Genomic DNA, 23818 nt, shown 5'->3' with positions numbered 1-23818 from the left:
ATGCAAAAAAAATTGCGGGGTAACAGTCTGTTGGCGCTGTTGGCGGGGTGTGCTATCGCATTGAGCCTACCCGGTTGCGGTGCGCCTGGTCGTGTGGCTCCAGCGGCAGCCGTGAATCCTGGCAGCCAGACTGACATCGTGACGTCGTCGGATGAGCCTGAAGCCCGCAAGCATGCCCGTACCCGCCTGCAATTGGCGATCGGCTATTTCGAGCAAGGCCAAACCACGGTGGCGCTGGACGAGCTGAAGCAGGCTCTGGTGATCGACCCTTCGTTTTCTGACGCCTTCAATCTGCGTGGGTTGATTTACATGCGCTTGAACGACTTGCGTTTGGCTGAAGACAGTTTCCGCCGGGCCCTGGCGTTGAACCCGCGCGAGCCCAATACCATGCACAACTATGGCTGGCTGATGTGCCAGCAGGGCCGCTACGCGGAATCTGTGCAAATGTTCGAGCAGGCCTTAGCTAACCCCATTTACAGCGCGCGCGCCAAAACTCTGATGACGGAGGGCCTTTGCCAGCAGCGCGCCAATTTGTTGCCCGAGGCTGAGCGCAGTTTGTCTCGCTCTTATGAGCTCGATCCTGGCAACCCCATCACCGGCTACAACCTGGCCACTTTGCTGTACCAGCGAGGAGAGTGGACGCGTGCGCAGTTCTACATCCGCAGAATCAATAATTCCGAGCTTGCGAATTCCGAGTCCTTGTGGCTGGGCATCAAGGTTGAGCGCCGCATGGAAAACCGTGAGGCAATGATGCAGCTGGTAGACCAGCTGCGAAAGCGTTATGCACAATCCCGCGAACTGGCGGCGTACGAGAGAGGGGCATTTGATGAATGAGCCAGTGGTGCCGGTGGCACCCGTTGCGGTGGAGTCTGAAATCCAGGCCCAGGGTGAACCCTCGGCTGTGCGCGCTGGACAGTTGTTGCGCCAGGCCCGTGAGGCAGTGGGCCTGCATGTAGCCGCTTTGGCCGTGTCGCTCAAGGTGCCCGTGGGCAAGCTCGAGGCTTTGGAAGCCGGTCGCTTGGATGCCTTGCCTGACGTGATGTTTGCGCGCGCTTTGGCCGCCAGCGTGTGCCGCAGCCTCAAGATTGACGCTGCACCGGTTTTGGCGCACTTTCCCCAGGGCGCTGCTTCGCGGCTTGGCGCAGCGGACTCCGGGATAAACACGCCTTTTCGGCAGCCGCATACGGGTCCGCGTTTCGGTCTGAAGGGGCAAATGCCCAGTCCGTCCGTAGTGGCTGTGGCCTTGCTGCTGGTCGCGGCTTTAGCTGTGTTCTTGTGGCCCAAAAGCAAGGAAGAGGCGGCAGATGTGTCCCAGGGCGCAGATGTGTCTACGGCTGTGCCTGCGCCGACGCCTGTGGTGGAACCCCTGGCCGACCCTGCACCGGCGGCTTCTGCTGTGCTGCCGGCTCCATTGGTAGCAGCGCCCGCCGCGCCTGTTGCTCCAGCTCCAGTTGTGGTGCCTGCCGCCAGTGCGCCGCTTGCCGCAGCCATTGCTCCCTCCATCATGGTCGTAACGGCCACGGGGGAGTCCTGGCTGAAAGTGACGGATGCCAAGGGCGTGGTGGCGTTTAGCCGTACGCTGAATGCAGGCGAGGTGGTCCAGCCCTCCGGCACGCCGCCGTTCGCTATGGTAGTGGGACGTGTGGATGCCGTGCAGTTGAACGTACGCGGCCAGGCTTTTGACATGACGCCTTTTGCCAAAGACCATGTCGCCCGATTCGAGGTGAAGTAATGGACTTTCTGACGCCTGTAGATGCAGCCGCGCCGCGCGCGCGCAATAGCTACCAAGCCCATGTTCGCTGGGGCTCCCGCGATGTCACGGTGGGTGGCGACGCCCCCGTGCGCATCCAGTCCATGACGAATACCGATACGGTGGACGCGATTGGTACAGCCATCCAGGTGAAAGAGCTGGCCCTGGCTGGCTCGGAGATGGTGCGCATCACAGTCAACACCCCCGAGGCCGCCCAGGCCGTGCCCTACATCCGCGAACAGCTGGACCGCATGGGCATCGATGTGCCGCTGGTAGGCGACTTTCACTACAACGGTCACCGCCTGCTGACCGAGTTCCCGGCTTGCGCTGAGGCTTTGTCCAAGTACCGCATCAATCCCGGCAATGTGGGCAAGGGCGATAAGCGTGACCGCCAGTTCGGCCAGATGATCGAAGCGGCGGTCCGCTGGAACAAGGCCGTGCGCATCGGCGTCAACTGGGGTAGCCTGGACCAGGAACTGCTGGCCGGCCTGATGGACGAAAACAGCCGCCGAGCCACACCCTGGGATGCCAAGCCGGTGATGTACCAGGCGCTGATTACATCCGCCATTGAGTCCGCCAAGTTGGCCGAGTCCATGGGCCTGTCACCAGAGCAAATCATTTTGTCTTGCAAGGTCAGCGGCGTGCAGGACCTGATCTCCGTTTACCGTGCGCTGTCGCAGCGCTGCCGCTATGCGCTGCACTTGGGCCTGACCGAGGCGGGCATGGGTACCAAGGGTACGGTCGCCTCGGCTACCGCGCTGTCCATCCTGCTGCAAGAAGGCATTGGCGACACCATCCGTGTCTCGCTGACGCCGCAGCCGGGCGAAGCGCGCACGCAAGAGGTGGTGGTGGCTTCCGAAATTCTGCAGTCCCTGGGCCTGCGCAGCTTTGTGCCCAGCGTCACCGCCTGCCCGGGTTGTGGCCGTACCACCAGCACCACGTTCCAGGAACTGACCAAGCAGATCGATGACTTCCTGCGCGCGCAGATGCCGGTCTGGCGCAAGCAGTACCCTGGCGTCGAGGCGATGAAGGTGGCGGTAATGGGTTGCATCGTCAATGGCCCGGGTGAGAGTAAGCATGCCGACATCGGCATCAGCCTACCCGGCACCGGTGAGGCACCGGCTGCGCCGGTGTACATCGATGGTGAGAAAAGCGTGACCCTGCGCGGCGAGAATATCGCCCAGGAGTTCCAGGCCATCGTCGAAAACTACATCGAAAAACGCTTTGGCGACCACGCGGCGGCATAGCAAAAATTTATACAAAAAGGCCTCTGACGCAGGAGATACCTGCGCTGGAAGCTATACATTCAATAGCATCTGATCCCATGGCTGACAAACTGACTGCCGTCAAAGGCATGAACGACATACTGCCTCCCGACTCCGCGCGCTGGGAGTGGCTGGAGGACAAGGTCCGCACGCTGATGGCGCGCTCGGCCTACCGCATGATCCGCACGCCCATCGTCGAGCCCACGGCCTTGTTTGTGCGGGGCACCGGTGAAACCACCGACATCGTCGAAAAGGAGATGTACTCTTTTGAGGACCGGCTCAACGGTGAGCAACTGACCCTGCGCCCCGAAAACACGCCCGGCGTGGTGCGCGCGGCCATCCAGCACAACCTGACCTATGACGGCGGCAAGCGCCTGTACTACATGGGCCCGATGTTCCGCCATGAGCGGCCCCAGCGCGGCCGTTACCGCCAGTTCTACCAACTCGGCGTGGAGGCCTTGGGTTTCTCTGGCCCCGAGGTGGATGCCGAGATCATGCTGTTGGCGCACGAGTTGTTTGCCAACCTGGGCCTGCGCAATGTGCGGGTTGAACTCAATAGCCTGGGTGTGCCGGCTGAGCGCCAGGCGCACCGCGCCGCGCTGATCGCCTATTTCGAGCAACACCGCGAACTGTTGGACACCGACGCCCAGCGCCGCCTGTTGACCAACCCGCTGCGGATTCTGGATACCAAGAACCCGGCCATGCAGGCCATGGTGCATGATGCGCCGCAACTGCTCAGTTACCTGGGGGAGGCTTCGCTGAAGCATCTGAACACGGTGCAGACCCTGCTGACCAGCTGTGGCGTGCAGTGGACCGTGAATCCGCGCCTGGTGCGCGGCCTGGATTACTACAGCCACACGGTGTTCGAATTCATTACCGACGAGCTGGGCGCTCAGGGCACGTTATGCGGCGGTGGCCGCTACGATGGACTGTTCGAGCTGCTCGGCGGCAAGCCTACGCCGGCTGTTGGCTGGGGCATGGGCATCGAGCGTGTCCTGGAGCTGATCAAGGAGCAGGGCGCCGAGCTGCCTCTGCAGGCGGCCGACGCTTACGCGGTCGTGCCTGACGCTACTGCCTTGCCGGTCGCCATGCAAACCTTGCAGACGTTGCGCCGCGCGGGCGTGCAAGTGCAGATGCACGCCGGAGCCGGCGAGGGTGTGGGTAGCATGAAGTCGCAGCTGAAAAAGGCCGATGGCAGTGGCGCTCGGTTTGCGCTGATATTTGGCGCTGACGAGCTGGCGCAAAACCTGGTCACGGTCAAATCCCTGCGCGACGGCAGCGGAGTGCAAACCACCCAGTCTCTGGCCGATGTGGCCACCTGGGCGCCGACCCTACAATCGAATGCTTGACTTTTAGAACCTTATGGCAAACCACCTCGACCTTGAAGAACAAGAACAGCTTGACGAGCTCAAAGCTTTCTGGAACCGTTTTGGCAATCTGATCACCTGGTCTTTGATTGTGGTGCTGGCTGCATTTGCCGGCTGGAACGGCTACCAGTACTGGCAGCGTAGCCAGGCGGCCCAAGCGGCCGCCCTGTACGACGAGGTGGATCGCGCGTCCAAAGCCGGTGACGTGGCCATGGTCGAGCGCGCTTTTTCCGATATGAAGGATAAGTTCGGCAGTACGGCATTCGCCCAGCAGGCTGGCCTGCTGGCTGCCAAGACCCTGTATGAAAAGAGCAAGCCGGATGAAGCCAAGGCGGCCCTGACCTGGGTCGCCGAGCAGTCCTCGGATGAGGGCTACCAGGCCATCGCGCATTTGCGTCTGGCCGGCGTGCTGCTGGACGCCAAGGGCTACGACGATGCTTTGAAGCAGTTGTCGGGCAGCTTTCCCAAGGACTTTGAACCCCTGGTCGCCGACCGCAAGGGCGATATCTTCCTGCTGCAAGACAAGAAGACCGACGCCATCGCCCAGTACCAGATTGCCTACAAGGGCTTGGACGAACAAGACCAGTATCGCCGCCTGGTGGAGGTCAAGCTCAACAGTCTGGGCATAGATCCGCGTCCTGCGGTCCCTGTGGTCACGTCTGCAGGTCCCGTCTCTGTGGAAGTCAAGAAATAATGAAAAATATGCCGTTTGCGCAGATATTTCGTGCACCAGTAGCTATTGTTTTGGTAGCGGTGCTGGCTGCCTGTTCCAGCACCCCCGAAAAACCCAAGCCCGCAGATTTACCCGCCAACGTGGCCCTGCTGGGCGTGCGCACGGCCTGGAACGTGCGACTGGGTGAGGCGGGTTTCCCGCTGTCGGTCAATGTCTCGAGCGGGACCGTGACCCTGGCAGGATCCGATGGCGCGGTGTCTGCGCTGGATGCGAAAAGCGGCCAATCGCTGTGGCGTGTAGCTGTCGGTGGCCCCTTGTCTGCCGGTGTGGGCAGCGACGGCACATTGGCTGCCGTGGTCACACGTGACAACCAGGTGGTCGGCCTGCAGGCTGGCCGTGTACTGTGGCGCCAGCGCCTGGCAGCCCAAACCCTGACCGCGCCGTTGGTGGCTGGAGGACGCGTGTTCGTGTTGGCGGCAGACCGCTCCGTCAATGCCTTTGATGGCGCGACGGGCCGCAAATTGTGGAGCCAGCAACGCACTGGCGAGGCCTTGGTGCTCAGCCAGTCCGGCGTGCTGATGGCCGTAGGTGACACCTTGGTCGCCGGCATGTCGGGTCGCCTGGTAGGCATGAATCCGAACAACGGTAGTACCCGCTGGGAGGCACCGATTGCCTCGCCGCGTGGCACCAATGATGTTGAGCGCCTGGTGGATTTGGTGGGTGGCGTCAGCCGGGTTGGCGATGTGGTGTGCGCACGGGCCTTCCAGGCTGCTGTGGGCTGTGTGGACGCGTCGCGTGGCGGTCTGCTGTGGACCAAGCCAGACGTGGGCTCCATTGGTGTGCATGGCGATGACCGCTTTGTCTACGGCTCTGAAGATGATGGCAATATCGTGGCTTGGCGTCGTTCCGATGGCGAGCGCGCCTGGGTTTCCGAGCGTCTGCGCTACCGCAACCTGTCCGCGCCGCTGGCCGTTGGCCGCTCGTTGGTAGTGGGCGATGGCACGGGTCTGGTACATTTCGTCTCCCGTGAGGACGGTTCTCTCTTGAATCGCTTGCCCACCGATGGCTCGCCCATCATTACGCCCCCCGTATTGGCGGGCAACACCGTAGTCGTTGTGACCCGCAGCGGCGGTGTTTTTGGCTTTCAGCCTGAATAATTAATTTGCGTCAGCCGATCTGCGCCATACCATGAAACCAGTCTTGGCCTTAGTCGGTCGCCCCAATGTGGGCAAATCTACACTCTTCAACCGCCTCACCAAGTCGCGTGATGCGATCGTGGCGGACTTCGCTGGGCTCACCCGCGACCGCCATTACGGCAATGGCCGCCAGGGCAAGCACGAGTACATCGTGATTGATACCGGCGGTTTCGAGCCGGATGCCGAAAGCGGTATCTACAAGGAAATGGCCAAGCAGACGCGCCAGGCGGTTGCCGAGGCCGATGTGGTGATCTTTGTGGTGGATGCCCGCGGTGGCCTGTCTGCCCAAGACCACGATATTGCCAAGTACCTGCGCCGTCTGGGCAAGCCCTGCATACTGACGGCCAACAAGGCCGAAGGCATGAAGGAAGGCCACCAGTTGGTGGATTTCTACGAACTGGGCTTGGGCGAGGTATATCCCGTCTCCGCAGCCCACGGGCAGGGTATTCGCGGTCTTGTCGATCTGGCGCTGGCTCCTTTGAATCTGCCCGACCCGGATGAAGAGGCCGAGGCCGAAGACATCGGTGTGACCAAGCTGGCTGTGGCCGGTCGCCCGAATGTGGGCAAATCGACGCTGATCAATACCTGGCTGGGCGAGGAGCGCCTGGTGGCGTTCGATATGCCCGGTACGACCCGTGACGCGATTAGTGTCCCTTTCGAGCGCAATGGCCATAAGTTCGAGTTAATCGACACCGCCGGGCTGCGCCGCAAAGGCAAGGTTTTTGAAGCCATTGAGAAGTTCTCGGTGGTCAAGACTTTGCAGGCGATCGAGACCTGCCATGTGGTGCTGCTTCTGATTGATGCGACCCAGGGGGTGACCGACCAGGACGCCCATATCGCAGGCTACATCCTGGAAAGCGGGCGTTCTGTGGTGCTGGCCATCAACAAATGGGATGCGGTGGATGCCTACCAGCGGCAACTGGTGCAGCGCTCGATCGAAACCCGACTGGCGTTTTTGAAATTTGCGTCCCTGCATTTCATCTCCGCAACGAAGCGCCAGGGTCTAGGGCCGTTGTGGGCCTCCATCCTACAGGCGCACCAAGCGGCGATGTGCAAGATGTCCACGCCGGTGCTGACGCGTTTGTTGTTGGAGGCTACGGCCTTCCAAAGCCCGCAGCGCGCCGGTATGTTCCGTCCCAAGCTGCGCTACGCTCACCAGGGTGGCATGAATCCGCCGGTGATCATCATCCATGGCAATTCGCTGGAGCATGTGACCGACGCCTACAAGCGCTTTCTGGAAGGGCGCTTCCGCAAGGCCTTCAATCTCACCGGTACCCCGTTGCGTATCCAGATGAAGTCGGCAGCGAATCCTTACGCCGACAAAGACGACTGAACAAGTCTCAACATTTTTGGTGGGGCCTTAGGCATACCTAGCGTAAGTACCGGTATCGCTGTGGTAAGGTCCAACCTTCTTTAACATCTTCACAACACGGAGAATATCGTGAGTAATAAAGGGCAGCTTCTTCAGGACCCATTTCTCAATACTTTGCGCCGCGAGCATGTGCCAGTGTCGATTTACCTCGTCAACGGCATCAAGCTGCAGGGCCAGATTGAGTCTTTTGACCAGTACGTTGTGCTGCTGCGCAATACCGTGACCCAGATGGTGTACAAGCACGCCATTTCGACCATTGTTCCTGGCCGTGCTGTGAATTTCTCCGCTGCGGATGAGTCGGCTCCCGACGCAGCCGCCTGAGATTGCCGGCCATTCTTTTAGTGACCGGGCTTCTACAGCGTTGCCCGGTCCACTAAAGCCTTCCCCCTCTACCTGTTTCCTGATTTGAGTTCTTCTGATTCGCCTGACATGCCACTGGCCGTACTGGTCGGTGTTGATTTGGGGGCACCGCATTTTGACAAAGAACTTGAAGAGCTGGGCCTGTTGGCAGACACCGCAGGTATGCGCGTGGTTGCCCGCATTACCTGCAAGCGTCAGGCGCCCGATGCTGCGTTGTTTGTAGGCAGTGGCAAGGCCGATGAGATCAAGCTGCTGGCCCAAATGCACGGCGCCACCGAGATTCTTTTCGATCAGAGCCTAAGTCCCGCGCAGCAGCGCAATCTGGAGCGCCACTGTGAACTGCCGGTCAACGACCGGACGATGCTGATTCTGACTATCTTTGCCCAGCGCGCGCGCAGCCATGAAGGAAAGCTGCAGGTGGAACTGGCACGGCTGCAATATCTGAGTACGCGTTTGGTCAGGCGCTGGTCTCACTTAGAGCGGCAAAGCGGCGGCATCGGTATGCGCGGCGGCCCGGGTGAGAAGCAAATCGAGCTGGATCGCCGCATGTTGGGCGAGTCCATCAAGCGCACCAAGGAGCGGCTGCAAAAAGTGGTGCGCCAGCGCAGCACCCAGCGGCGCCAACGTTCACGTCGCGACGCTTTTACGATTTCTCTGGTCGGCTATACCAATGCAGGCAAATCCACGCTGTTCAACACCTTGGTGAAGGCACGGGCTTACACCGCCGACCAGTTGTTTGCCACGCTGGACACCACCACCCGCCAGCTGTATCTGGGTGAGGCAGGGCGATCCGTATCCCTGTCCGATACCGTGGGGTTCATCCGCGATCTGCCACACGGCCTTGTGGATGCGTTCCGCGCAACCTTGCAAGAAGCGGCCGATGCGGACCTGCTGCTGCATGTGGTGGACGCATCCAATCCAAACTTTCCTGAGCAGATGGTCGAAGTTGGCATGGTGCTGCGTGAGATAGGCGCTGACGATGTTCCCCAATTGCTGGTATTTAACAAGTTGGATGCTCTTGATAAATCGCGTTGGCCGCTCCAGATGCAAGATGAAATTGCGGTGGATGGCCAGCAGGTCCCCCGGATTTTTTTAAGTGCCCGCACCGGAGACGGAATGCCGGCATTGCGGCAAAAGCTGGCGGAGCTCGCTTTGGCCAAGATGTCTAAGGAAGATGCCCCCACGCAATCCCCGGAATGGCTCGAAGATGATGTTTCCATAGGCACAATACAGGAATGACAACCGAGAGACTTGCGCGAATGAATCTCAATATACGGGCTTTTACGATGGCCATCCTGCCAGGACGACTCCGGGGTATGTTCAACTTGAACGACCCTCGCTGGGGCCGTGGTGACGACAACGGGTCTGATGGTTCTCAAAAGCCGGAAGAGCCTGCCAAGAACACGCCCAACCGTGGCCAGGGCCCGAACCAGGGCCCGCCAGATCTGGATGAGTTGTGGCGCGACTTCAACCGCAAGCTGGGCGGACTGTTTGGCGGCAACAAGAACAACTCGCGCGGCAACGGGTCTTCCGGTGGCGGCGGTGGAGGTTTTCAGCCCGATATGAAGAATGCAGGCGTGGGCATCGGTTTGATCGCCGGCGTGGTTCTGCTGATATGGCTGGGTACCGGTTTCTTCATCGTGCAGGAAGGCCAACAGGCGGTCATTACCCAGTTTGGCAAGTACAAGTCCACGGTGGGTGCTGGCTTCAACTGGCGCCTGCCGTACCCGGTGCAGCGCCACGAACTGGTTTCCGTGACCCAAATCCGTTCGGTAGATGTGGGCCGCGATTCCATCATCAAGGCAACGGGCCTGCGCGAATCCGCTATGTTGACTGAGGACGAAAACATCGTCGAGATCAAGTTCGCGGTGCAATACCGTCTGAACGACGCTCGTGCCTTCCTGTTCGAAAGCAAGGACCCCAGTGGAGCCGTTGTGCAAGCTGCAGAAACGGCGGTCCGCGAGGTGGTCGGCAAGATGCGTATGGATACGGCGCTGGCAGAGGAGCGAGACCAGATCGGTCCACGCGTGCGCGTGCTGATGCAAACCATTCTGGACCGCTATAAGTTGGGCGTGGAGGTAGTGGGTATCAATATGCAGCAAAGCGGCGTGCGTCCGCCCGAGCAGGTGCAGGCCGCGTTTGACGATGTGCTGAAGGCTGGTCAGGAGCGTGAACGTGCCAAGAATGAAGCCCAGGCCTATGCCAATGACGTGGTTCCACGTGCGGTGGGTTCTGCTTCCCGTCTACAGGAAGAGTCTGAGGCGTACAAGGCGCGTATCGTGGCCCAAGCTGACGGCGATGCGCAACGTTTCCGCTCTGTCTTGACCGAATACCAGAAGGCACCCCAGGTGACCCGCGACCGCATGTATCTGGACACCATGCAGCAAATCTATACCAATGTCACCAAGGTCCTGGTGGACTCCAAGCAGGGTTCCAATCTGTTGTACATGCCGATAGACAAGATCATGCAGATGTCAGGACAGGCTGCGGTGGGCGCTGCTAGCAGCAGCACTGCGGCCGATCCGATGGCAAGTAGCTCGGTGGTGCCGGTTGCACCAGCGATAGTGTCGAATGATGCCCGCACGCGCGACAACTCGCGCTCGCGTGACCGTGACGTGCGTTAGGAGAATACTTTGAACAGAGTTGGTTTTATTGCATCGTCCCTGCTGGTGGTTTTCGCGCTGCTGAGCTCCATGTTGTTTGTGGTGGATCAGCGCCAGTTTGGTGTGGTCTACGCGTTGGGCCAGATCAAGGAGGTGATTACCGAGCCTGGTCTGAACTTCAAGTTGCCGCCACCTTTCCAGAATGTCACCTACCTCGACAAGCGCCTGCTGACCCTGGATAGCACCGACGCAGAACCCATGCTGACTGCTGAAAAGCAGCGCGTGGTGATTGACTGGTATGTGCGCTGGCGTGTTTCTGCCCCGTCCGACTACATCCGGAATGTGGGCCTGGACGAAAACGCGGGCGCTAACCAGCTGAACCGCGTGGTGCGCAATGCCTTTCAGGAAGAGGTCAACAAGCGCACTGTGAAAGAGCTGCTGTCGCTGAAGCGCGAAGCTTTGATGGCCGATGTGAAGCGTGAAGTTCAGGAAGCGGTGCAAGGTTCCAAGCCCTGGGGCGTGGATGTGGTGGATGTGCGTATCACGCGTGTGGATTACGTGGAGGCCATTACCGAATCGGTCTACCGCCGCATGGAGGCGGAACGCAAGCGCGTGGCCAATGAGCTGCGTTCCACAGGTGCAGCTGAAGGCGAAAAAATCCGCGCTGATGCTGACAAGCAACGTGAGGTGACCATCGCCAATGCAACCCGTGAGGCCCAGAAGATCAAGGGCGAGGGCGATGCCGAAGCTTCTCGTATTTATGCCGACGCATTTGGTAGGGACCCTCAGTTCGCCCAGTTCTACCGTAGCCTGGATGCGTACAAAGCCAGCTTCAACAAGAAGAGCGATGTGATGGTCTTGGACCCTTCTTCGGACTTCTTTAAAGCCATGCGGGGTAGCGGCAGCAGTGCTGCTGCGCCTGCCGGTAAGAAGTAATCTTGGAAGACGGTAATAGCCTTTGGGCTGCTCTGGCCCTGGTGCTGGTGATAGAGGGGCTGCTGCCCTTCCTTTCGCCGCCTACCTGGCGCAATATGTTCAAGCAGCTTTTAGAGCTGCAAGACGGGCAGCTGCGCTTCTTTGGCCTGTGCAGCATGCTGCTCGGACTGGTCTTGTTTCTGCTGTTGACCTAGCGGAAGCCTCCCGCTGCAACGCCGCGGATTGCAGGAAAAGTACCGTGGCGGTTTTTACCCGTGCTCAAGCCCGGTAAAATCTCTTTTTTAACAGCCTCCCCAAATTCCATGTCTGCTTGGGTCCTCCCGGATCACATTGCCGATGTCCTGCCTTCCGAGGCCCGGCACATCGAAGAACTGCGTCGCGCCTTGCTCGACACCGCCCGTGGCTATGCGTACGAGCTGGTCATGCCGCCTCTGTTGGAGCATCTGGAATCATTGCTGACCGGTACCGGCGAGGCATTGGATCTGCAAACCTTCAAGTTGGTGGACCAGCTGTCTGGGCGGATGATGGGCGTGCGCGCCGACACCACGCCCCAAGTTGCCCGCATTGATGCCCATCTGCTTAACCGCAAGGGTGTGACTCGCCTGTGCTATTGCGGCCCGGTGGCCCATACCCGGCCAGACCGTCCGCATGCTACCCGTGAACCGCTACAACTGGGTGCCGAGATTTACGGCCATGCCGGCCTGGAAGCTGACCTGGAGGTATTGCAGTTGTCGCTGGACTGCCTGCGGGCTGCTGAGGTCAAAGGCCTCATGGTCGATATGGGGGATGCGCGTATTGCGCGTGCCTTGCTGGCAGAGGTGGCGCCTGCGCCCGACCTATTGGCGCGTATCCATGCTGCTTTGGCCAACAAGGATGCGACCGAGCTGGCTGAGCTGTGCCAGGGCTTCCCTGCGGCGACGCGCGACGGCCTGCTGGCCTTGGTGCAGTTGTATGGCGATGCCAACATTTTGCAGCAGGCTTTGCGCGTATTGCCACGTTTGCCGGCCATCCAGGATGCTCTGCGCGATCTGCAGTGGCTGGCGGAGCAGCTGGCTGGAACGCCAGTCAGCTTTGACCTGGCAGATCTGCGCGGTTATGCCTACTACAGCGGCGCACGTTTTGCGATTTATGCGCAAGGCGCTGGCGACGCGTTGGTGCGTGGTGGTCGCTATAACGAGGTGGGGGCGGTCTTTGGCCGTAACCGCCCAGCGGTTGGTTTCAGTCTGGACTTGAAGCAGTTGGTGGGGGCCGTGGGTCCGCGTCCGCTGCGGGCCGCCATCCGCGCGCCCTGGGGCCATGCCGACGATCTGCGTGCGGCGATTGCTGCGCTGCGCGCCGAAGGTGAGATTGTGGTCTGCGTGTTGCCAGGCCATGAGAGTGAAGTTGATGAGTTCCATTGCGATCGCGTGCTTCAGCAAGCGGCTGGGCAGTGGGTCGTGCAAGCTATTTAAGAAAATTTCTGAGATGAACACCCAAACAAATCTGGTTCCTGGTCGCAATGTTGTCGTGGTGGGTACGCAATGGGGCGATGAAGGCAAGGGCAAGCTGGTCGATTGGCTCACCGAAAGCGCCCAAGGCGTGGTGCGCTTCCAGGGCGGCCATAACGCAGGCCACACCTTGGTTATCAACGGCGTAAAGACGGCCTTGCACCTGATCCCCAGCGGCATCATGCGCGCCGGCGTCAAGTGCTACATCGGCAATGGCGTGGTTCTTTCGGCTGCCAAGCTGTTTGAAGAAATCGAAGGCCTGGAAAAAGCTGGCGTGGAAGTGCGTTCGCGCCTGCGCATCAGCGAGGCCTGCCCGCTGATTCTGCCGTTCCACGCGGCCATCGACATCGCCCGCGAAGCGCTGCGTGAAAAAGGCGGCACTGAGAAGATTGGTACCACCGGTCGCGGTATCGGCCCCGCCTATGAAGACAAGATTGCCCGCCGCGCGCTGCGCGTGCAGGACCTGAAATACCCCGAGCGTTTTGCTACCAAGCTGCGTGAGCTGCTGGAGCTGCACAACTTCGTGCTGACCCAGTTCCTGCATGCGCCAGCCATCGACTTCGATACGGTCTATGCCGAGTCCATGCGCCATGCCGAGCTGCTCAAGCCGATGATGGCCGACGTCTCGCGTGAATTGAATGACGCCCACAAAGCGGGTGCCAACCTGCTGTTTGAAGGCGCGCAAGGTACGCTGCTGGACGTGGATCACGGTACCTACCCTTATGTGACTTCCAGCAACTGCGTCGCCGGCAATGCCGCTGCCGGCTCCGGCGTGGGCCCGGGCATGCTGCATTACATCCTGGGCATCACAAAGGCTTACTGCACCCGCGTGGGTGGCGGTCCGTTCCCCACCGAACTCGAATGGGAAAAGCCCGGCACGCCTGGCTACCACATGAGCACCATTGGTGCCGAAAAAGGTGTGACTACTGGCCGCAGCCGCCGTTGCGGCTGGTTCGATGCGGCGCTGCTCAAGCGCAGTGCCCAGGTCAACGGCCTGAGCGGCCTGTGCATCACCAAGCTGGATGTTCTGGATGGTATCGACGTGCTGCAACTTTGCACTGGCTACATGCTGGACGGCGAACTGGTAGACATCCTGCCCATGGGTGCAGACGATATTGCCCGCTGCGTGCCGGTGTATGAAGCCATTGATGGCTGGACCGATTCCACCGTGGGTGTGACCGACTACAACAAGCTACCCGAAAATGCCCGCCGCTACCTGAGCCGCATTCAAGAGGTGACGGGCGTGCCCATCGCCATGGTTTCGACCAGCCCGGACCGCGACCACACCATCATGATGCAGCACCCTTACAAGGCTGCATAATTTATTGGATAAATTGGCCGCTGGCGCAGGTAGCGCCTGCGTCAGTAGCTATTATTTCAGGAGTAACCCCATGTTGACAGAAGACGGCAAGCACCTGTACGTCAGTTATGACGAATACCACAGCCTGATCGAAAAGCTGGCCCTCAAAGTCCACCAGTCGGGTTGGGAGTTTGACAATATCCTGTGCCTGGCGCGCGGCGGATTGCGCCCCGGCGATGTGCTGTCGCGCATCTTCGACAAGCCCTTGGCCATCATGTCCACCAGCTCGTACCGCGCGGATGCCGGCCGCCAGCAGGGCGTATTGGACATCGCCCGCTTCATCACCACGCCCAAGGGCGAAATCGCAGGCAAGGTGCTGCTGGTAGACGACTTGGCCGACACCGGCCACACCCTGAACGCGGTGGTGCGCCAGCTCAAGAGCGACTACGCGCCCATCACCGAGCTGCGTAGCGCCGTGATCTGGACCAAGGCGGTTTCCGTCTTCACGCCCGACTATTCGGTCGAGTTTTTGCCTACCAACCCCTGGATCCACCAGCCGTTCGAGGGCTATGACGCGCTGCGTCCGGCCCAGCTGATGGAAAAGTGGAAGCTGTAAGCGCGGCAGACTCAAGTTATCTGTGGCGAGCCAACCCCATCCTTCCACCCAGCTGATCCACCACCCGTACACGCCGCCAGCGGCGTTTGCGGCGCCGCAGCCTGGCGTGTTCAAGGCATCTACTGTCATCTTTCCGTCCGTGGCCGCCATGCGCGAGTTCGAATGGAAGGATAAGTCGGCCTACACCTACGGCCTGCACGGCACGCCCACCACCTACACTCTGGAAGAGCGCATCGCCACGCTGGAAGGTGGCCGCTACTGTGTACTGGTACCCAGCGGATTAGCGGCCATCGCCATCGCGGCCTTGGCCTTGTTGAAGGCTGGCGACGCCATGCTGCTGCCCGACAATGTCTATGGCCCCAACCAGGCCTTCGCCGAAGGTGAGCTGGCGCGCTGGGGTATCAGCACCCAGGTCTACGACCCCATGAATCCAGCCGATTTGGTCTCCAAGATCACGCCGGCCACCCGGCTGGTGTGGGTCGAGGCTGCGGGCTCCGTCACCCTGGAGTTCCCGGACCTGCCGGCTCTGCTGGAGGTCTGCCGTGACCGCAAGATCTGGTGCGCGCTGGACAACACCTGGGGCGCAGGCTTGGCCTTTAACCCCTTTGATTTACTGCCTGGCAGCGGGACCACGCTGGGCGTGGATGTGTCCGTCCATGCGTTGACCAAATACCCCAGCGGCGGTGGCGATGTGCTGATGGGTAGCGTCGTCACCCGCGACCCAGCGCTGCACCGCAGGGTTCAGCGCACCCATATGCATCTGGGCCTGGGTGTGGCCGCCAATGATGCCGAGCTGGTGCTGCGCTCCTTGCCCAGCATGGCCTTGCGCTACCGCGCCCACGACGTGGCGACCCGCGCCCTCGCACAATGGTGCAGCCAGCAGGCCGAGTTTGTGCAGGTGCTGCACCCTGCGTTGGCTGGCTCGCCTGGCCATGCGCATTGGCAGGCGCTGTGCGGTGCACAGGATGCGGCCGCTGGCCTGTTCAGCGTGGTACTGGACCCTCGCTACACCCTGGCGCAGGTGGACGCCTTCTGTGATGCCCTGGCTTTGTTCAAGCTGGGCTATAGCTGGGGCGGCCCGATGAGTCTGGTGGTGCCATACGAACTGGCTCGTATGCGGGTGGGCTGGCCGGGCCATCTGGCGCGTGGCACGCTGGTACGCTTTTCTGTGGGTTTGGAGGCCGTTTCGGATCTGCAGGCCGACTTGGCGCAGGCGCTACAGAAACTGGCGTAGCCCAGCGGGTAGATACTAGGGCAGGCGAATATCTGGGCGCTGGCCAAGCTGTTAAAGTGGTAGCCTTATTTTGAAAGAAGACCACCTTGGCAACACCAAATTACGGATACGAAAAGCGTCAAAAAGAGCTGGCCAAGAAAAAGAAGAAGGAAGACAAGCTGAAGGCCAAGAGCGAGCGAAAGCACGACGGCGTCTCTGACGACGGTGTGCAGGATCAGGGCGATGCAACGCAAACCCCGCCGCCCGACGCCTCCGGCGACGCTTGACCTGTCATTCGTTTTCTAGTTCAGCAGCTTTTTCAGCTCCGGCCACACGTTGTTCAGCAACGTAGGATGCGCTTCCGCCTTGGGGTGGATGCGGTCCGGCTGGAACAAAGCCACCGGGTCCGGCGCATCCGCCACGCCTTTCAGCAAGAAAGGCACCAAACCGGTTTTCTCCGACTTTGCCACCCGCTCAAAAGTGTTCTGGAAGCGATTTGCGTAGTCGCGTCCGTAATTCGGCGGCACCTGCATGCCTACCAGCAGCACTTTGGCACCGGCCTTTTGGGCAGTCTCGGTCATCTGGCGCAAATTGTCCTCGGTGGACTGCAGTGGTAGGCCGCGTAGCGCGTCATTGCCACCTAACTCAATCACCACCAGTGTCGGTTGGTAAAAGCCAAGCAGGCCGGCCAGACGCGAGCGGCCACCCGAGGTGGTGTCGCCGCTGATGCTGGCGTTGTGCACCACTGCCTGGATCTTTTGTTCGGCCAGGCGCTGTTCCAGCAGGGCCACCCAGCCTGTGCCACGCGGCAGGCCGTATTCGGCGCTGATGCTGTCGCCCACCACCAGAATGTTCGGCGTGATCTTCGCCCAGGCCGCAGATGACCCCACGGCGGCGCCCAGGGCCCATGTCGCGATAAAGTGTCTACGTTTCAAAACTCAAAGCCTTTCATGCCAAATCTGTCCCCAGGTGCTGTGATTTCTGTAGAGCATGTCTCCAAGTCGGTGAGCGACTCCACCGGCACGCTCTCCATTTTGCGTGATATCGATTTCTCACTGGCGCCCAGGGAGACTGTGGCCATCGTGGGCGCATCAGGCTCCGGCAAAAGCACCTTGTTGTCCATCATTGCTGGCTTGGATACGCCAACGCAGGGCACAGTTCACATCGCCGGTCAGGATATTTTTGCGCTGAGTGAAGACGCCCGGGCCGCGCTGCGGGCGCAGAAGCTGGGATTTGTGTTCCAGAGCTTTCAGTTAATGGGCAATTTGACTGCGCTGGAGAACGTGATGCTGCCGCTGGAGCTCATGGGCCGCAAGGACGCACGCAAGGCAGCCACCGAGATGCTGGGACGCGTGGGCCTGGGCCAGCGCTTGGGCCATTACCCCAAGCTGCTCAGCGGCGGAGAGCAGCAGCGCGTGGCCCTGGCACGGGCTTTTGTGGTGCAGCCGGCCGTGCTGTTGGCCGACGAGCCCACCGGTAGCCTGGACTTCGCCACCGGCGAGACTGTCATGGAGCTGATGTTCACGCTGAACCGCGAGCAGGGCACGACCCTGGTACTGGTGACCCACGACCGCGCCATCGCCGCCCGTTGCGAGCGCCGCATCACCATCGAAGCCGGCGCGCTGGTCTGATTGCTTTTATAGAAAATAGGCTGCCTACGCAGATAGTAGCTGCGCAAGATGCTATCTATTTAATAGCAAAAATAAGGACTTAGCGTCCCAGGTTCAGCGGCAAGCCCACATAGTTTTCCGCCACCACCGTGGAGGCTGCGGTGGAGTTCACCAGGTATTCCAGCTCGGCTTCCTGCATGCGCTGGCCGAAGGCGCCGGTGTCGGGGAACTTGTGCATCAGCGTGGTCAACCACCACGAGAAGCGCTCGGCCTTCCAGATGCGGGCCAGCGCGCGCTGCGAATAGGTGTCGATGCCAGCGGCACTTTTCTCGGCATAGAACTCGATGAAGGCGCTGGACAGGTATTTCACGTCGCTGGCGGCCAGGTTCAGACCCTTGGCACCGGTGGGGGGCACGATGTGGGCCGCGTCGCCAGCCAGGAACATGCGGCCAAAGCGCATCGGCTCCGCCACGAAGCTGCGCAGCGGGGCGATGCTTTTCTCCAGCGTAGGTCCGGTGACGATGCGCTCGGCCAGGTCCGGGTCTAGGCGGCTGCGTAGTTCGTCCCAGAAGCGCTGGTCACTCCAATCTTCGGCCTTGTCTGTCAAAGGACACTGCACGTAGTAGCGGCTGCGCGTCAGGCTGCGCATCGAGCACAGAGAGAACCCGTGTTCGCTGTTGCCGTAGACAATGGCATGTGGCGACACCGGCGGCACATCGGCCAGCACACCCAGCCAGCCGAAGGGGTAGACCTTTTCGTATTCGGTGATGGCGCCGTCCGGCACGCTGGCGCGGCAAACGCCGTGGAAGCCGTCGCAGCCGGCGATGAAGTCGCATTCCAGCTCGAAGTTCTGGCCGTCCTTTTGGTAACGCACTTTGGGGTGTTCGCTGTCGAAGTCGTGCACGCTGACGTCGGCGGCTTGGTAGACGGTCGTCAGGCCGGCAGCGCTGCGTGCATCCATCAGGTCGCGCGTAACTTCGGTTTGACCGTAGGCGGTGACTACCTTGCCATTCGTCAGGCCATGGACGTCAATGGCATGCCGCACACCCGAGAAGACTAGCTCGATGCTGTGGTGCACCACACCTTCTGCGTCCATGCGGGGGCCCACACCGGCTTCGCGCAGCATGTCCACCGTGGTTTGTTCCAGGATGCCGGCGCGTATGCGGCCCAGCACGTAGTCGGGGCTTTGGCGTTCGATGATGATGTTGTCTATGCCGGCCTTGTGCAGCAATTGGCCGAGTAGCAGGCCGGAAGGGCCGGCACCGATGATGGCAACCTGGGTTCGCATGGGATGTCTCCTGAGGATGTGATTTGTTCGATAGCTTAGGCCGATAGGGGTGTTCTCCACTGATCACGCGGCGCTCTTTGTGCGATCATCGTGACTACTGTGCGATCACCGCGCAAACATAAGCTGGAGGAAGCCCATGGAGATTCAGAAAGCCGACTTGATCGAAGGCATGGCCAAAGGCATGGCGGTGCTGGAGAGTTTTGACACGGAGCGCCAGCGCCTGAACGCCACCCTGGCGGCCCAGCGTGCAGGCCTGACGCGGGCGGCCGCCCGGCGCCATCTGCTGACCTTGGCACACCTGGGCTATTTGGATACGGATGGCAGCTACTTTTGGCTGGCGGCCAAGGTGCTGCGCTTTTCAGGTAGCTACCTGGCGTCGGCCCAGTTGCCACGGGTATTGCAGCCCACGCTGAACCGGCTGGCCGCGCAGACGCTGGAGTCGTTCTCGGCCGTGGTACGCGATGGCGACGAGGTGGTCATCGTGGCCCGCAGTGGCAACGACCGCAGTGGTGGGCCTCTGAGGGTGCTGGCGTACGGGCTGCACTTGGGGGCACGCTTGCCGGCACATGCCACCTCTACCGGGCGGGTGTTACTGGCGGCGGAAACCAAGTCCAGCTTCAATGCCTGGATGAAAGGGCGTAGCCTGGCCCGGCTGACGGCGCACACCATCACCGACACCAAAGTCTTCCGCGCGGTGGTAGCGCAGGTACGTGTTGATGACTACTGCGTGGCCAGCGAGGAGCATGAACTGGGCGTGCACGCCCTGGCGATTCCACTGCGCAATCTGCAGGGCAAGACGGTGGCTGCGCTGAATGTGGTGACCACGCCGCAACGGCTGCAGCAAGAGGTGTTGCGCAAAGAGTTGTTGCCGGTGTTGTTGGAGGCAGCAAGGGAGCTGCGTCCCTTGCTGTGAGAGGCTCCGTCCGTAGCCTGGATATTTTAGGGAAATCAGGCGCTAGCGCACGTATATCCTGCGGAGGTAGCTATTGATTCAATAGCGTTAGCCAGGACGCCTTTAAATCTTTTTAAACCTTCTTGAGTTTGCCGCGCACCGGCACCACGGTGGTGATGGTGGGGCGCACTGCTTCGCCCGAAATAGGCTTGGGTGGAGAGGTGTCCTTCTTGGGTTTCTTGGCTTCTTTGTTGGTTTTTTGTTGACCTTTGGCCATGGTTTTCTCCGGTGGATAGGTGGAAACAGGCTGGCCGCCCCATGCGCAGGGCGGGCCAGTTCAGAAGGATTTCTGTGCTCTCGAGCTTATCAGTTTGGCGCGGGTTTTTGACCTACGCCGTGCTTCATTTGGCAGCCAGCGCGTCCAGCAGCTCGGTCTCGATCTCGATCTGGTTGCGGTTGTACTGCAGCTCCGGGCCTTGCACCAAAAAGCTATCTTCCACCCGCTCTCCCAGGGTAGTGACCTTGGCCAGCAGCACACTGAGACTGTGTTTGGCCAGTACACGGGCCACTAGGTACAGCAAGCCGGCGCGGTCGCTGGCGGAGATGTTCAGCAGCCAGCGCTGGGCTTTCTCATCAGGCCGCAGGTCCACACGCGGCGCGATGGGGAAGCTCTTCACCCGGCGCGACACGCGGCCCTTGCTGGGCGGCGGCAGCGGGCCTTGCTTGGACAGGGTGTGGTCCAGGTCGTTCTCCACCATGCTGGTGAGCTCGCGGTAGTGCTCGGGCAGCATGGCCGTGACCACCTGGAAGGTGTCCAGCGCGAAGCCGTTACTGGCGGTATGTACCTTGGCGTCCACGATGCTGAAGCCGGCCTGGTCGAAGAAGCCGCAGATGCGGGCAAACAGATCGGGCTGGTCCGGCGTGTAGACCATTACTTGCAGGCCTTCTCCCACCGGTGACAGGCGGGCGCGCACTACCGGCTTTACTGCATGCGGTGGCACCGTCAGCGGCGCCGGGAAGGCCAGGTGGCGCGACAGTTGGCGCGTATGCCAGGCGATGTCGGCCGCGTCGTGGCGCATAAAGTAGCCCACGTCCAAGGTGTCCCACAGGGCCTTGTGCGATTCAAAAGGTTGTGCGTGCAGGGCCAGCAACACCAGGGCTTCGCGCTTGCGGGCCTCTACCTCGGCCTGCGGGTCGGGCGCGCGGCCACCCAGGCTGCGCAGGGTGGTGCGGTACAGGTCTTCCAGCAGCTTGCCCTTCCAGGCGTTCCAGACCTTGGGGCTGGTGCCGCGGATGTCGGCTACGGTCAGCAGATACAGCGCTGTTAAATAGCGCTCGTTGCCCACGCGTTTGGCAAAGGCATTGATGACGTCCGGGTTGCTCAGGTCGGCCTTTTGCGCCACGCGGCTCATGGTCAGGTGTTCGTTGACCAGAAATTCGATGAGTTTGCAGTCTTCGCGGTTGATGCCGTGCTGGCTGCAAAAGCGGCGCACTTCCAGCGCACCTAGCTCGGAATGGTCGCCGCCGCGTCCCTTGGCGATGTCATGGAACAGCGCCGCCACGAACAAGATCCAGGGCTTGTCCCAGCCCGCGCCCAGCTGCGAGCAGGCCGGGTATTCGTGGGCGTGCTCGGCCATGAAGAAGCGGCGCACATTGCGCAGCACCATCAGGATGTGCTGGTCCACCGTATACACATGGAACAGGTCGTGCTGCATCTGCCCGACGATACGCCGGAACACCCACAGATAGCGGCCCAGCACGGAGGTATCGTTCATCAGCCGCAGCGCATGGGTGATGCCGGCCGGCTGCTGCAGTATGCGCATGAAGGTGGCGCGGTTCACTGGGTCCTTGCGGAACTGAGAGGTCATCAGGCTGCGCGCGCCGTACAGAGCCCGCAGCGTTCGTACCGACAGGCCGCGCACGCCCAGCGTGCAGGCGTAGACCTGGAAGGTCTCCAGAATGGCGTGTGGTTCCCGGTGGTACAGGTCGTCGCTGGCGACTTCGATCATCCCGGCTTTTTCAAAAAAGTGGGCGTTGATTGGCCGCAGCAGGTGGGTGGAGGGGTTCAGCCGCTCCTCAATGTTCAGCAGCAGGATGTGGCTGAGCTGGGTTACGGCCTTGGCCGCCCAGTAGTAGCGGCGCATCAACGCCTCGCTGGCGCGTACCGGCTGGCCGTCGTCGTCCTCGGAGCTGTAGCCAAACGATTCGGCCACAGCGGTTTGCAGGTCGAACACTAGGCGGTCTTCCCGGCGATGCGCTGTCAGGTGCAGGCGGGCGCGGATCAGGCACAGCAGGTCTTCGTTGCGCTTGATTTGCTTGGCCTCGTGCGGTGTAGCGATGCCGCTGCGCACCAGCTCTTCCCAGCTCTTGCCCAGGTTGGCGGCCTTGGCCACCCACAGAATGGTTTGCAGATCGCGCAGGCCGCCGGGCGATTCCTTGCAGTTGGGCTCCAGCGAGTAGGGCGTGTTTTCAAACTTGTTATGGCGCTGGCGCATCTCCAGCGTCTTGGCCACCAGAAAGGCGCGCGGGTCGGACACCGTGCCCAGGCGCTGGCGGAATTCGGCATACATCTTGGCGTCGCCGGTGACCAGGCGCGACTCGATCAGCGCGGTCTGCACCGTCACATCCTTGCTGCCCTCGGCCAGGCAGTCTTCCAGGCTGCGCACGCTGGAGCCGATCTCCAGGCCTGCGTCCCAGCAACTGCCGATGAAGTCCTCGATGCGTGATTTCAGGGCTGGGTCGGCCTCGGGCGACTCGCCTTCGGGCAGCATCAGCAGCACATCGATATCGGAGTAGGGGAACAGCTCGCCCCGGCCAAAGCCGCCCACCGCCACCAGGGCAAAGGAGGCGGTGAAGCCGGCGCGCACCCAGAGGTCGCGCAAGGTTTCGTCCGCCAGGTGGGACAGGTTTTGCAAAGCCTTGCGCAGGCCCCGGGTGCTGGGGCCGCTGTCGCGCACGGTTTGCAGCAACCGCGATTTTTCCTGCAGGTAATGCGCCCGCAGCGCCTGGATGTCGGTCATGGGAGGGCGCGTATACGCTTCAGGCTTGGGCTGGCACGAATGCGGGGATCGCGGGGCTGCCCGCAGAAACGGTCAGCACCTCGTAGCCGGTTTCGGTGACCAGTATGGTGTGCTCCCACTGGGCGGACAGGGAATGGTCTTTGGTGACGATGCTCCAGCCGTCTTTTTCCGGGCCTTCCTTGATTTCCTTCTTGCCGGCGTTGATCATCGGCTCGATGGTGAAGGTCATGCCGGGCTTTAGCACTTCCAGCGTGCCTGGCTTGCCATAGTGCAACACTTGCGGCTCTTCGTGGAACACGCGGCCAATGCCGTGGCCGCAGAATTCACGCACCACGCTGAAACCACTGCTCTCGGCAAAGCGCTGGATGGCGTGGCCGATGTCACCCAGGTGGATGCCGGGCTTGACCATCTTGATGCCGTGCCACATTGCGTCATACGTCAGTGCTGCCAGGCGTTTGGCCAGGATGCTGCCTTCGCCAGCAATGAACATTCGGCTGGTGTCGCCGTGCCAGCCGTCTTTGATGACGGTCACGTCGATGTTCACGCTGTCGCCTTTTTTCAGCGGCTTGTCGTTCGGGATGCCGTGGCAAACCTGGTGGTTGACCGAGGTGCAAATGGATTTGGGGTAGGGCACATTGCCACCGGCGGTGTAGTTCAGCGGCGCTGGAATCGCCCCCTGCACCTGGGTGATGTAGTCGTGTGCCAGCTTGTCCAGCTGGTTGGTGGTAACGCCGGGCACCACGTGGGGGGTCAGGTAGTCGAGTACTTCGGAAGCCAGGCGGCCTGCGATGCGCATGCCTGCGATGCCTTCCGCATCTTTGTAGGTGATAGTCATCCGCTAATTATCCCCCAGGCTACACACTGCGTGTT

General features: G+C 61.1%; 24 protein-coding genes. 19 read left to right on the top strand and 5 right to left on the bottom strand.

The genetic code is table 11. The annotated features are described in order from the left end of the window. The 17 genes from pilW (at position 1) to AC4BBN_RS19745 (ending at position 16425) form a co-directional block, all read left to right on the top strand. Positions 1-834 (top strand): type IV pilus biogenesis/stability protein PilW, encoded by an 834-nt coding sequence (gene pilW, locus AC4BBN_RS19825; RefSeq protein WP_490593743.1) that lies wholly within the window; start codon positions 1-3, stop codon positions 832-834. Next, on the top strand, positions 827-1732 hold the full coding sequence (locus AC4BBN_RS19820; RefSeq protein WP_490593742.1) for a helix-turn-helix domain-containing protein: 906 nt from the start codon (positions 827-829) through the stop codon (positions 1730-1732). Before pilW ends, AC4BBN_RS19820 begins: the two co-directional genes overlap by 8 nt. Further along, the gene (gene ispG / locus AC4BBN_RS19815) at positions 1732-2997 is read left to right on the top strand and encodes a flavodoxin-dependent (E)-4-hydroxy-3-methylbut-2-enyl-diphosphate synthase (protein WP_490593741.1); all 1266 of its coding nucleotides are present in this window, start codon (positions 1732-1734) and stop codon (positions 2995-2997) included. Before AC4BBN_RS19820 ends, ispG begins: the two co-directional genes overlap by 1 nt. Positions 2998-3074: 77 nt before the next feature. Continuing rightward, the gene (hisS, locus tag AC4BBN_RS19810; protein WP_490593740.1) at positions 3075-4364 is read left to right on the top strand and encodes a histidine--tRNA ligase; all 1290 of its coding nucleotides are present in this window, start codon (positions 3075-3077) and stop codon (positions 4362-4364) included. 13 nt (positions 4365-4377) lie between these two features. Continuing rightward, positions 4378-5076, top strand: a complete 699-nt coding sequence (locus AC4BBN_RS19805; protein ID WP_490593739.1) for a YfgM family protein — start codon at positions 4378-4380, stop codon at positions 5074-5076. After that, positions 5076-6212, top strand: coding sequence for an outer membrane protein assembly factor BamB (gene bamB / locus AC4BBN_RS19800; RefSeq protein WP_490593738.1), 1137 nt, complete (start codon positions 5076-5078; stop codon positions 6210-6212). Before AC4BBN_RS19805 ends, bamB begins: the two co-directional genes overlap by 1 nt. Before the next feature lie 31 nt (positions 6213-6243). Then, positions 6244-7584 (top strand): ribosome biogenesis GTPase Der, encoded by a 1341-nt coding sequence (gene der / locus AC4BBN_RS19795; protein WP_490593737.1) that lies wholly within the window; start codon positions 6244-6246, stop codon positions 7582-7584. A gap of 108 nt (positions 7585-7692) precedes the next feature. After that, the gene (gene hfq, locus AC4BBN_RS19790; RefSeq protein WP_490593736.1) at positions 7693-7944 is read left to right on the top strand and encodes an RNA chaperone Hfq; all 252 of its coding nucleotides are present in this window, start codon (positions 7693-7695) and stop codon (positions 7942-7944) included. Positions 7945-8052: 108 nt separating this feature from the next. Then, positions 8053-9222, top strand: a complete 1170-nt coding sequence (hflX, locus tag AC4BBN_RS19785) for a GTPase HflX (RefSeq protein ID WP_490593735.1) — start codon at positions 8053-8055, stop codon at positions 9220-9222. 20 nt (positions 9223-9242) lie between these two features. Further along, a complete protein-coding gene (gene hflK, locus AC4BBN_RS19780) occupies positions 9243-10607 on the top strand; it encodes an FtsH protease activity modulator HflK (protein ID WP_490593734.1) in 1365 nt (454 codons plus the stop codon). Between the two features lie 9 nt (positions 10608-10616). Continuing rightward, positions 10617-11522 carry a protease modulator HflC gene (gene hflC, locus AC4BBN_RS19775; protein WP_490593733.1) on the top strand — a complete coding sequence of 302 codons (906 nt, stop codon included), beginning with the start codon at positions 10617-10619 and terminating at the stop codon, positions 11520-11522. Between the two features lie 2 nt (positions 11523-11524). Beyond that, positions 11525-11716, top strand: a complete 192-nt coding sequence (locus AC4BBN_RS19770; protein ID WP_490593732.1) for a DUF2065 domain-containing protein — start codon at positions 11525-11527, stop codon at positions 11714-11716. Positions 11717-11824: 108 nt separating this feature from the next. Beyond that, the gene (locus AC4BBN_RS19765; protein WP_490593731.1) at positions 11825-12973 is read left to right on the top strand and encodes an ATP phosphoribosyltransferase regulatory subunit; all 1149 of its coding nucleotides are present in this window, start codon (positions 11825-11827) and stop codon (positions 12971-12973) included. Positions 12974-12986: 13 nt separating this feature from the next. Next, positions 12987-14330 (top strand): adenylosuccinate synthase, encoded by a 1344-nt coding sequence (locus AC4BBN_RS19760; protein WP_490593730.1) that lies wholly within the window; start codon positions 12987-12989, stop codon positions 14328-14330. 70 nt (positions 14331-14400) lie between these two features. Beyond that, positions 14401-14925, top strand: coding sequence for a phosphoribosyltransferase (locus tag AC4BBN_RS19755; protein WP_490593729.1), 525 nt, complete (start codon positions 14401-14403; stop codon positions 14923-14925). A gap of 22 nt (positions 14926-14947) precedes the next feature. After that, a complete protein-coding gene (locus AC4BBN_RS19750; RefSeq protein ID WP_490593728.1) occupies positions 14948-16159 on the top strand; it encodes a PLP-dependent transferase in 1212 nt (403 codons plus the stop codon). An 86-nt stretch (positions 16160-16245) separates the two neighbouring features. Continuing rightward, positions 16246-16425, top strand: a complete 180-nt coding sequence (locus tag AC4BBN_RS19745; protein ID WP_490593727.1) for a hypothetical protein — start codon at positions 16246-16248, stop codon at positions 16423-16425. A 15-nt stretch (positions 16426-16440) separates the two neighbouring features. On the opposite strand, the gene AC4BBN_RS19740 is transcribed toward AC4BBN_RS19745, so the two are convergent. After that, a complete protein-coding gene (locus AC4BBN_RS19740; RefSeq protein WP_490593726.1) occupies positions 16441-17073 on the bottom strand; it encodes an arylesterase in 633 nt (210 codons plus the stop codon). A 15-nt stretch (positions 17074-17088) separates the two neighbouring features. Between AC4BBN_RS19740 and AC4BBN_RS19735 the strand changes: the two genes are divergently transcribed. Next, positions 17089-17769, top strand: coding sequence for an ABC transporter ATP-binding protein (locus AC4BBN_RS19735; protein WP_490593725.1), 681 nt, complete (start codon positions 17089-17091; stop codon positions 17767-17769). Positions 17770-17848: 79 nt separating this feature from the next. On the opposite strand, the gene pobA is transcribed toward AC4BBN_RS19735, so the two are convergent. Then, entirely contained in the window at positions 17849-19036 is a 1188-nt protein-coding gene (pobA, locus tag AC4BBN_RS19730; RefSeq protein ID WP_490593724.1) for a 4-hydroxybenzoate 3-monooxygenase, read from the bottom strand. A 136-nt stretch (positions 19037-19172) separates the two neighbouring features. Here pobA and AC4BBN_RS19725 point away from each other — a divergent pair, with 136 nt between their 5' ends. Then, positions 19173-19949 carry an IclR family transcriptional regulator domain-containing protein gene (locus tag AC4BBN_RS19725; protein ID WP_490593723.1) on the top strand — a complete coding sequence of 259 codons (777 nt, stop codon included), beginning with the start codon at positions 19173-19175 and terminating at the stop codon, positions 19947-19949. A gap of 112 nt (positions 19950-20061) precedes the next feature. On the opposite strand, the gene AC4BBN_RS19720 is transcribed toward AC4BBN_RS19725, so the two are convergent. From AC4BBN_RS19720 to map, 3 genes are all read right to left on the bottom strand, one after another. Beyond that, the gene (locus AC4BBN_RS19720) at positions 20062-20205 is read right to left on the bottom strand and encodes a hypothetical protein (protein ID WP_490593722.1); all 144 of its coding nucleotides are present in this window, start codon (positions 20203-20205) and stop codon (positions 20062-20064) included. A 124-nt stretch (positions 20206-20329) separates the two neighbouring features. After that, the gene (locus AC4BBN_RS19715) at positions 20330-22948 is read right to left on the bottom strand and encodes a [protein-PII] uridylyltransferase (protein ID WP_490593721.1); all 2619 of its coding nucleotides are present in this window, start codon (positions 22946-22948) and stop codon (positions 20330-20332) included. Between the two features lie 19 nt (positions 22949-22967). Beyond that, a complete protein-coding gene (gene map, locus AC4BBN_RS19710; protein WP_490593720.1) occupies positions 22968-23783 on the bottom strand; it encodes a type I methionyl aminopeptidase in 816 nt (271 codons plus the stop codon). Positions 23784-23818 lie beyond the last annotated feature (35 nt).

The sequence above is a fragment of the Rhodoferax sp. SPJ21 genome (assembly GCF_058216335.1).
Note: the sequence above shows the minus strand (reverse complement) of the source record. Positions and strands in the feature narration are given on the sequence as shown.

Excerpts from the sequence above, each read along its gene's own strand:
- pilW (WP_490593743.1), top strand. The coding sequence starts at position 1 with ATGCAAAAAAAATTGCGGGGTAACAGTCTGTTGGCGCTGTTGGCGGGG.
- AC4BBN_RS19820 (WP_490593742.1), top strand. The coding sequence starts at position 827 with ATGAATGAGCCAGTGGTGCCGGTGGCACCCGTTGCGGTGGAGTCTGAA.
- ispG (WP_490593741.1), top strand. The coding sequence starts at position 1,732 with ATGGACTTTCTGACGCCTGTAGATGCAGCCGCGCCGCGCGCGCGCAAT.
- hisS (WP_490593740.1), top strand. The coding sequence starts at position 3,075 with ATGGCTGACAAACTGACTGCCGTCAAAGGCATGAACGACATACTGCCT.
- AC4BBN_RS19805 (WP_490593739.1), top strand. The coding sequence starts at position 4,378 with ATGGCAAACCACCTCGACCTTGAAGAACAAGAACAGCTTGACGAGCTC.
- bamB (WP_490593738.1), top strand. The coding sequence starts at position 5,076 with ATGAAAAATATGCCGTTTGCGCAGATATTTCGTGCACCAGTAGCTATT.
- der (WP_490593737.1), top strand. The coding sequence starts at position 6,244 with ATGAAACCAGTCTTGGCCTTAGTCGGTCGCCCCAATGTGGGCAAATCT.
- hflX (WP_490593735.1), top strand. The coding sequence starts at position 8,053 with ATGCCACTGGCCGTACTGGTCGGTGTTGATTTGGGGGCACCGCATTTT.
- hflK (WP_490593734.1), top strand. The coding sequence starts at position 9,243 with ATGAATCTCAATATACGGGCTTTTACGATGGCCATCCTGCCAGGACGA.
- AC4BBN_RS19765 (WP_490593731.1), top strand. The coding sequence starts at position 11,825 with ATGTCTGCTTGGGTCCTCCCGGATCACATTGCCGATGTCCTGCCTTCC.
- AC4BBN_RS19760 (WP_490593730.1), top strand. The coding sequence starts at position 12,987 with ATGAACACCCAAACAAATCTGGTTCCTGGTCGCAATGTTGTCGTGGTG.
- AC4BBN_RS19755 (WP_490593729.1), top strand. The coding sequence starts at position 14,401 with ATGTTGACAGAAGACGGCAAGCACCTGTACGTCAGTTATGACGAATAC.
- AC4BBN_RS19735 (WP_490593725.1), top strand. The coding sequence starts at position 17,089 with ATGCCAAATCTGTCCCCAGGTGCTGTGATTTCTGTAGAGCATGTCTCC.
- pobA (WP_490593724.1), bottom strand. The coding sequence starts at position 19,036 with ATGCGAACCCAGGTTGCCATCATCGGTGCCGGCCCTTCCGGCCTGCTA.
- AC4BBN_RS19725 (WP_490593723.1), top strand. The coding sequence starts at position 19,173 with ATGGAGATTCAGAAAGCCGACTTGATCGAAGGCATGGCCAAAGGCATG.
- AC4BBN_RS19720 (WP_490593722.1), bottom strand. The coding sequence starts at position 20,205 with ATGGCCAAAGGTCAACAAAAAACCAACAAAGAAGCCAAGAAACCCAAG.
- AC4BBN_RS19715 (WP_490593721.1), bottom strand. The coding sequence starts at position 22,948 with ATGACCGACATCCAGGCGCTGCGGGCGCATTACCTGCAGGAAAAATCG.
- map (WP_490593720.1), bottom strand. The coding sequence starts at position 23,783 with ATGACTATCACCTACAAAGATGCGGAAGGCATCGCAGGCATGCGCATC.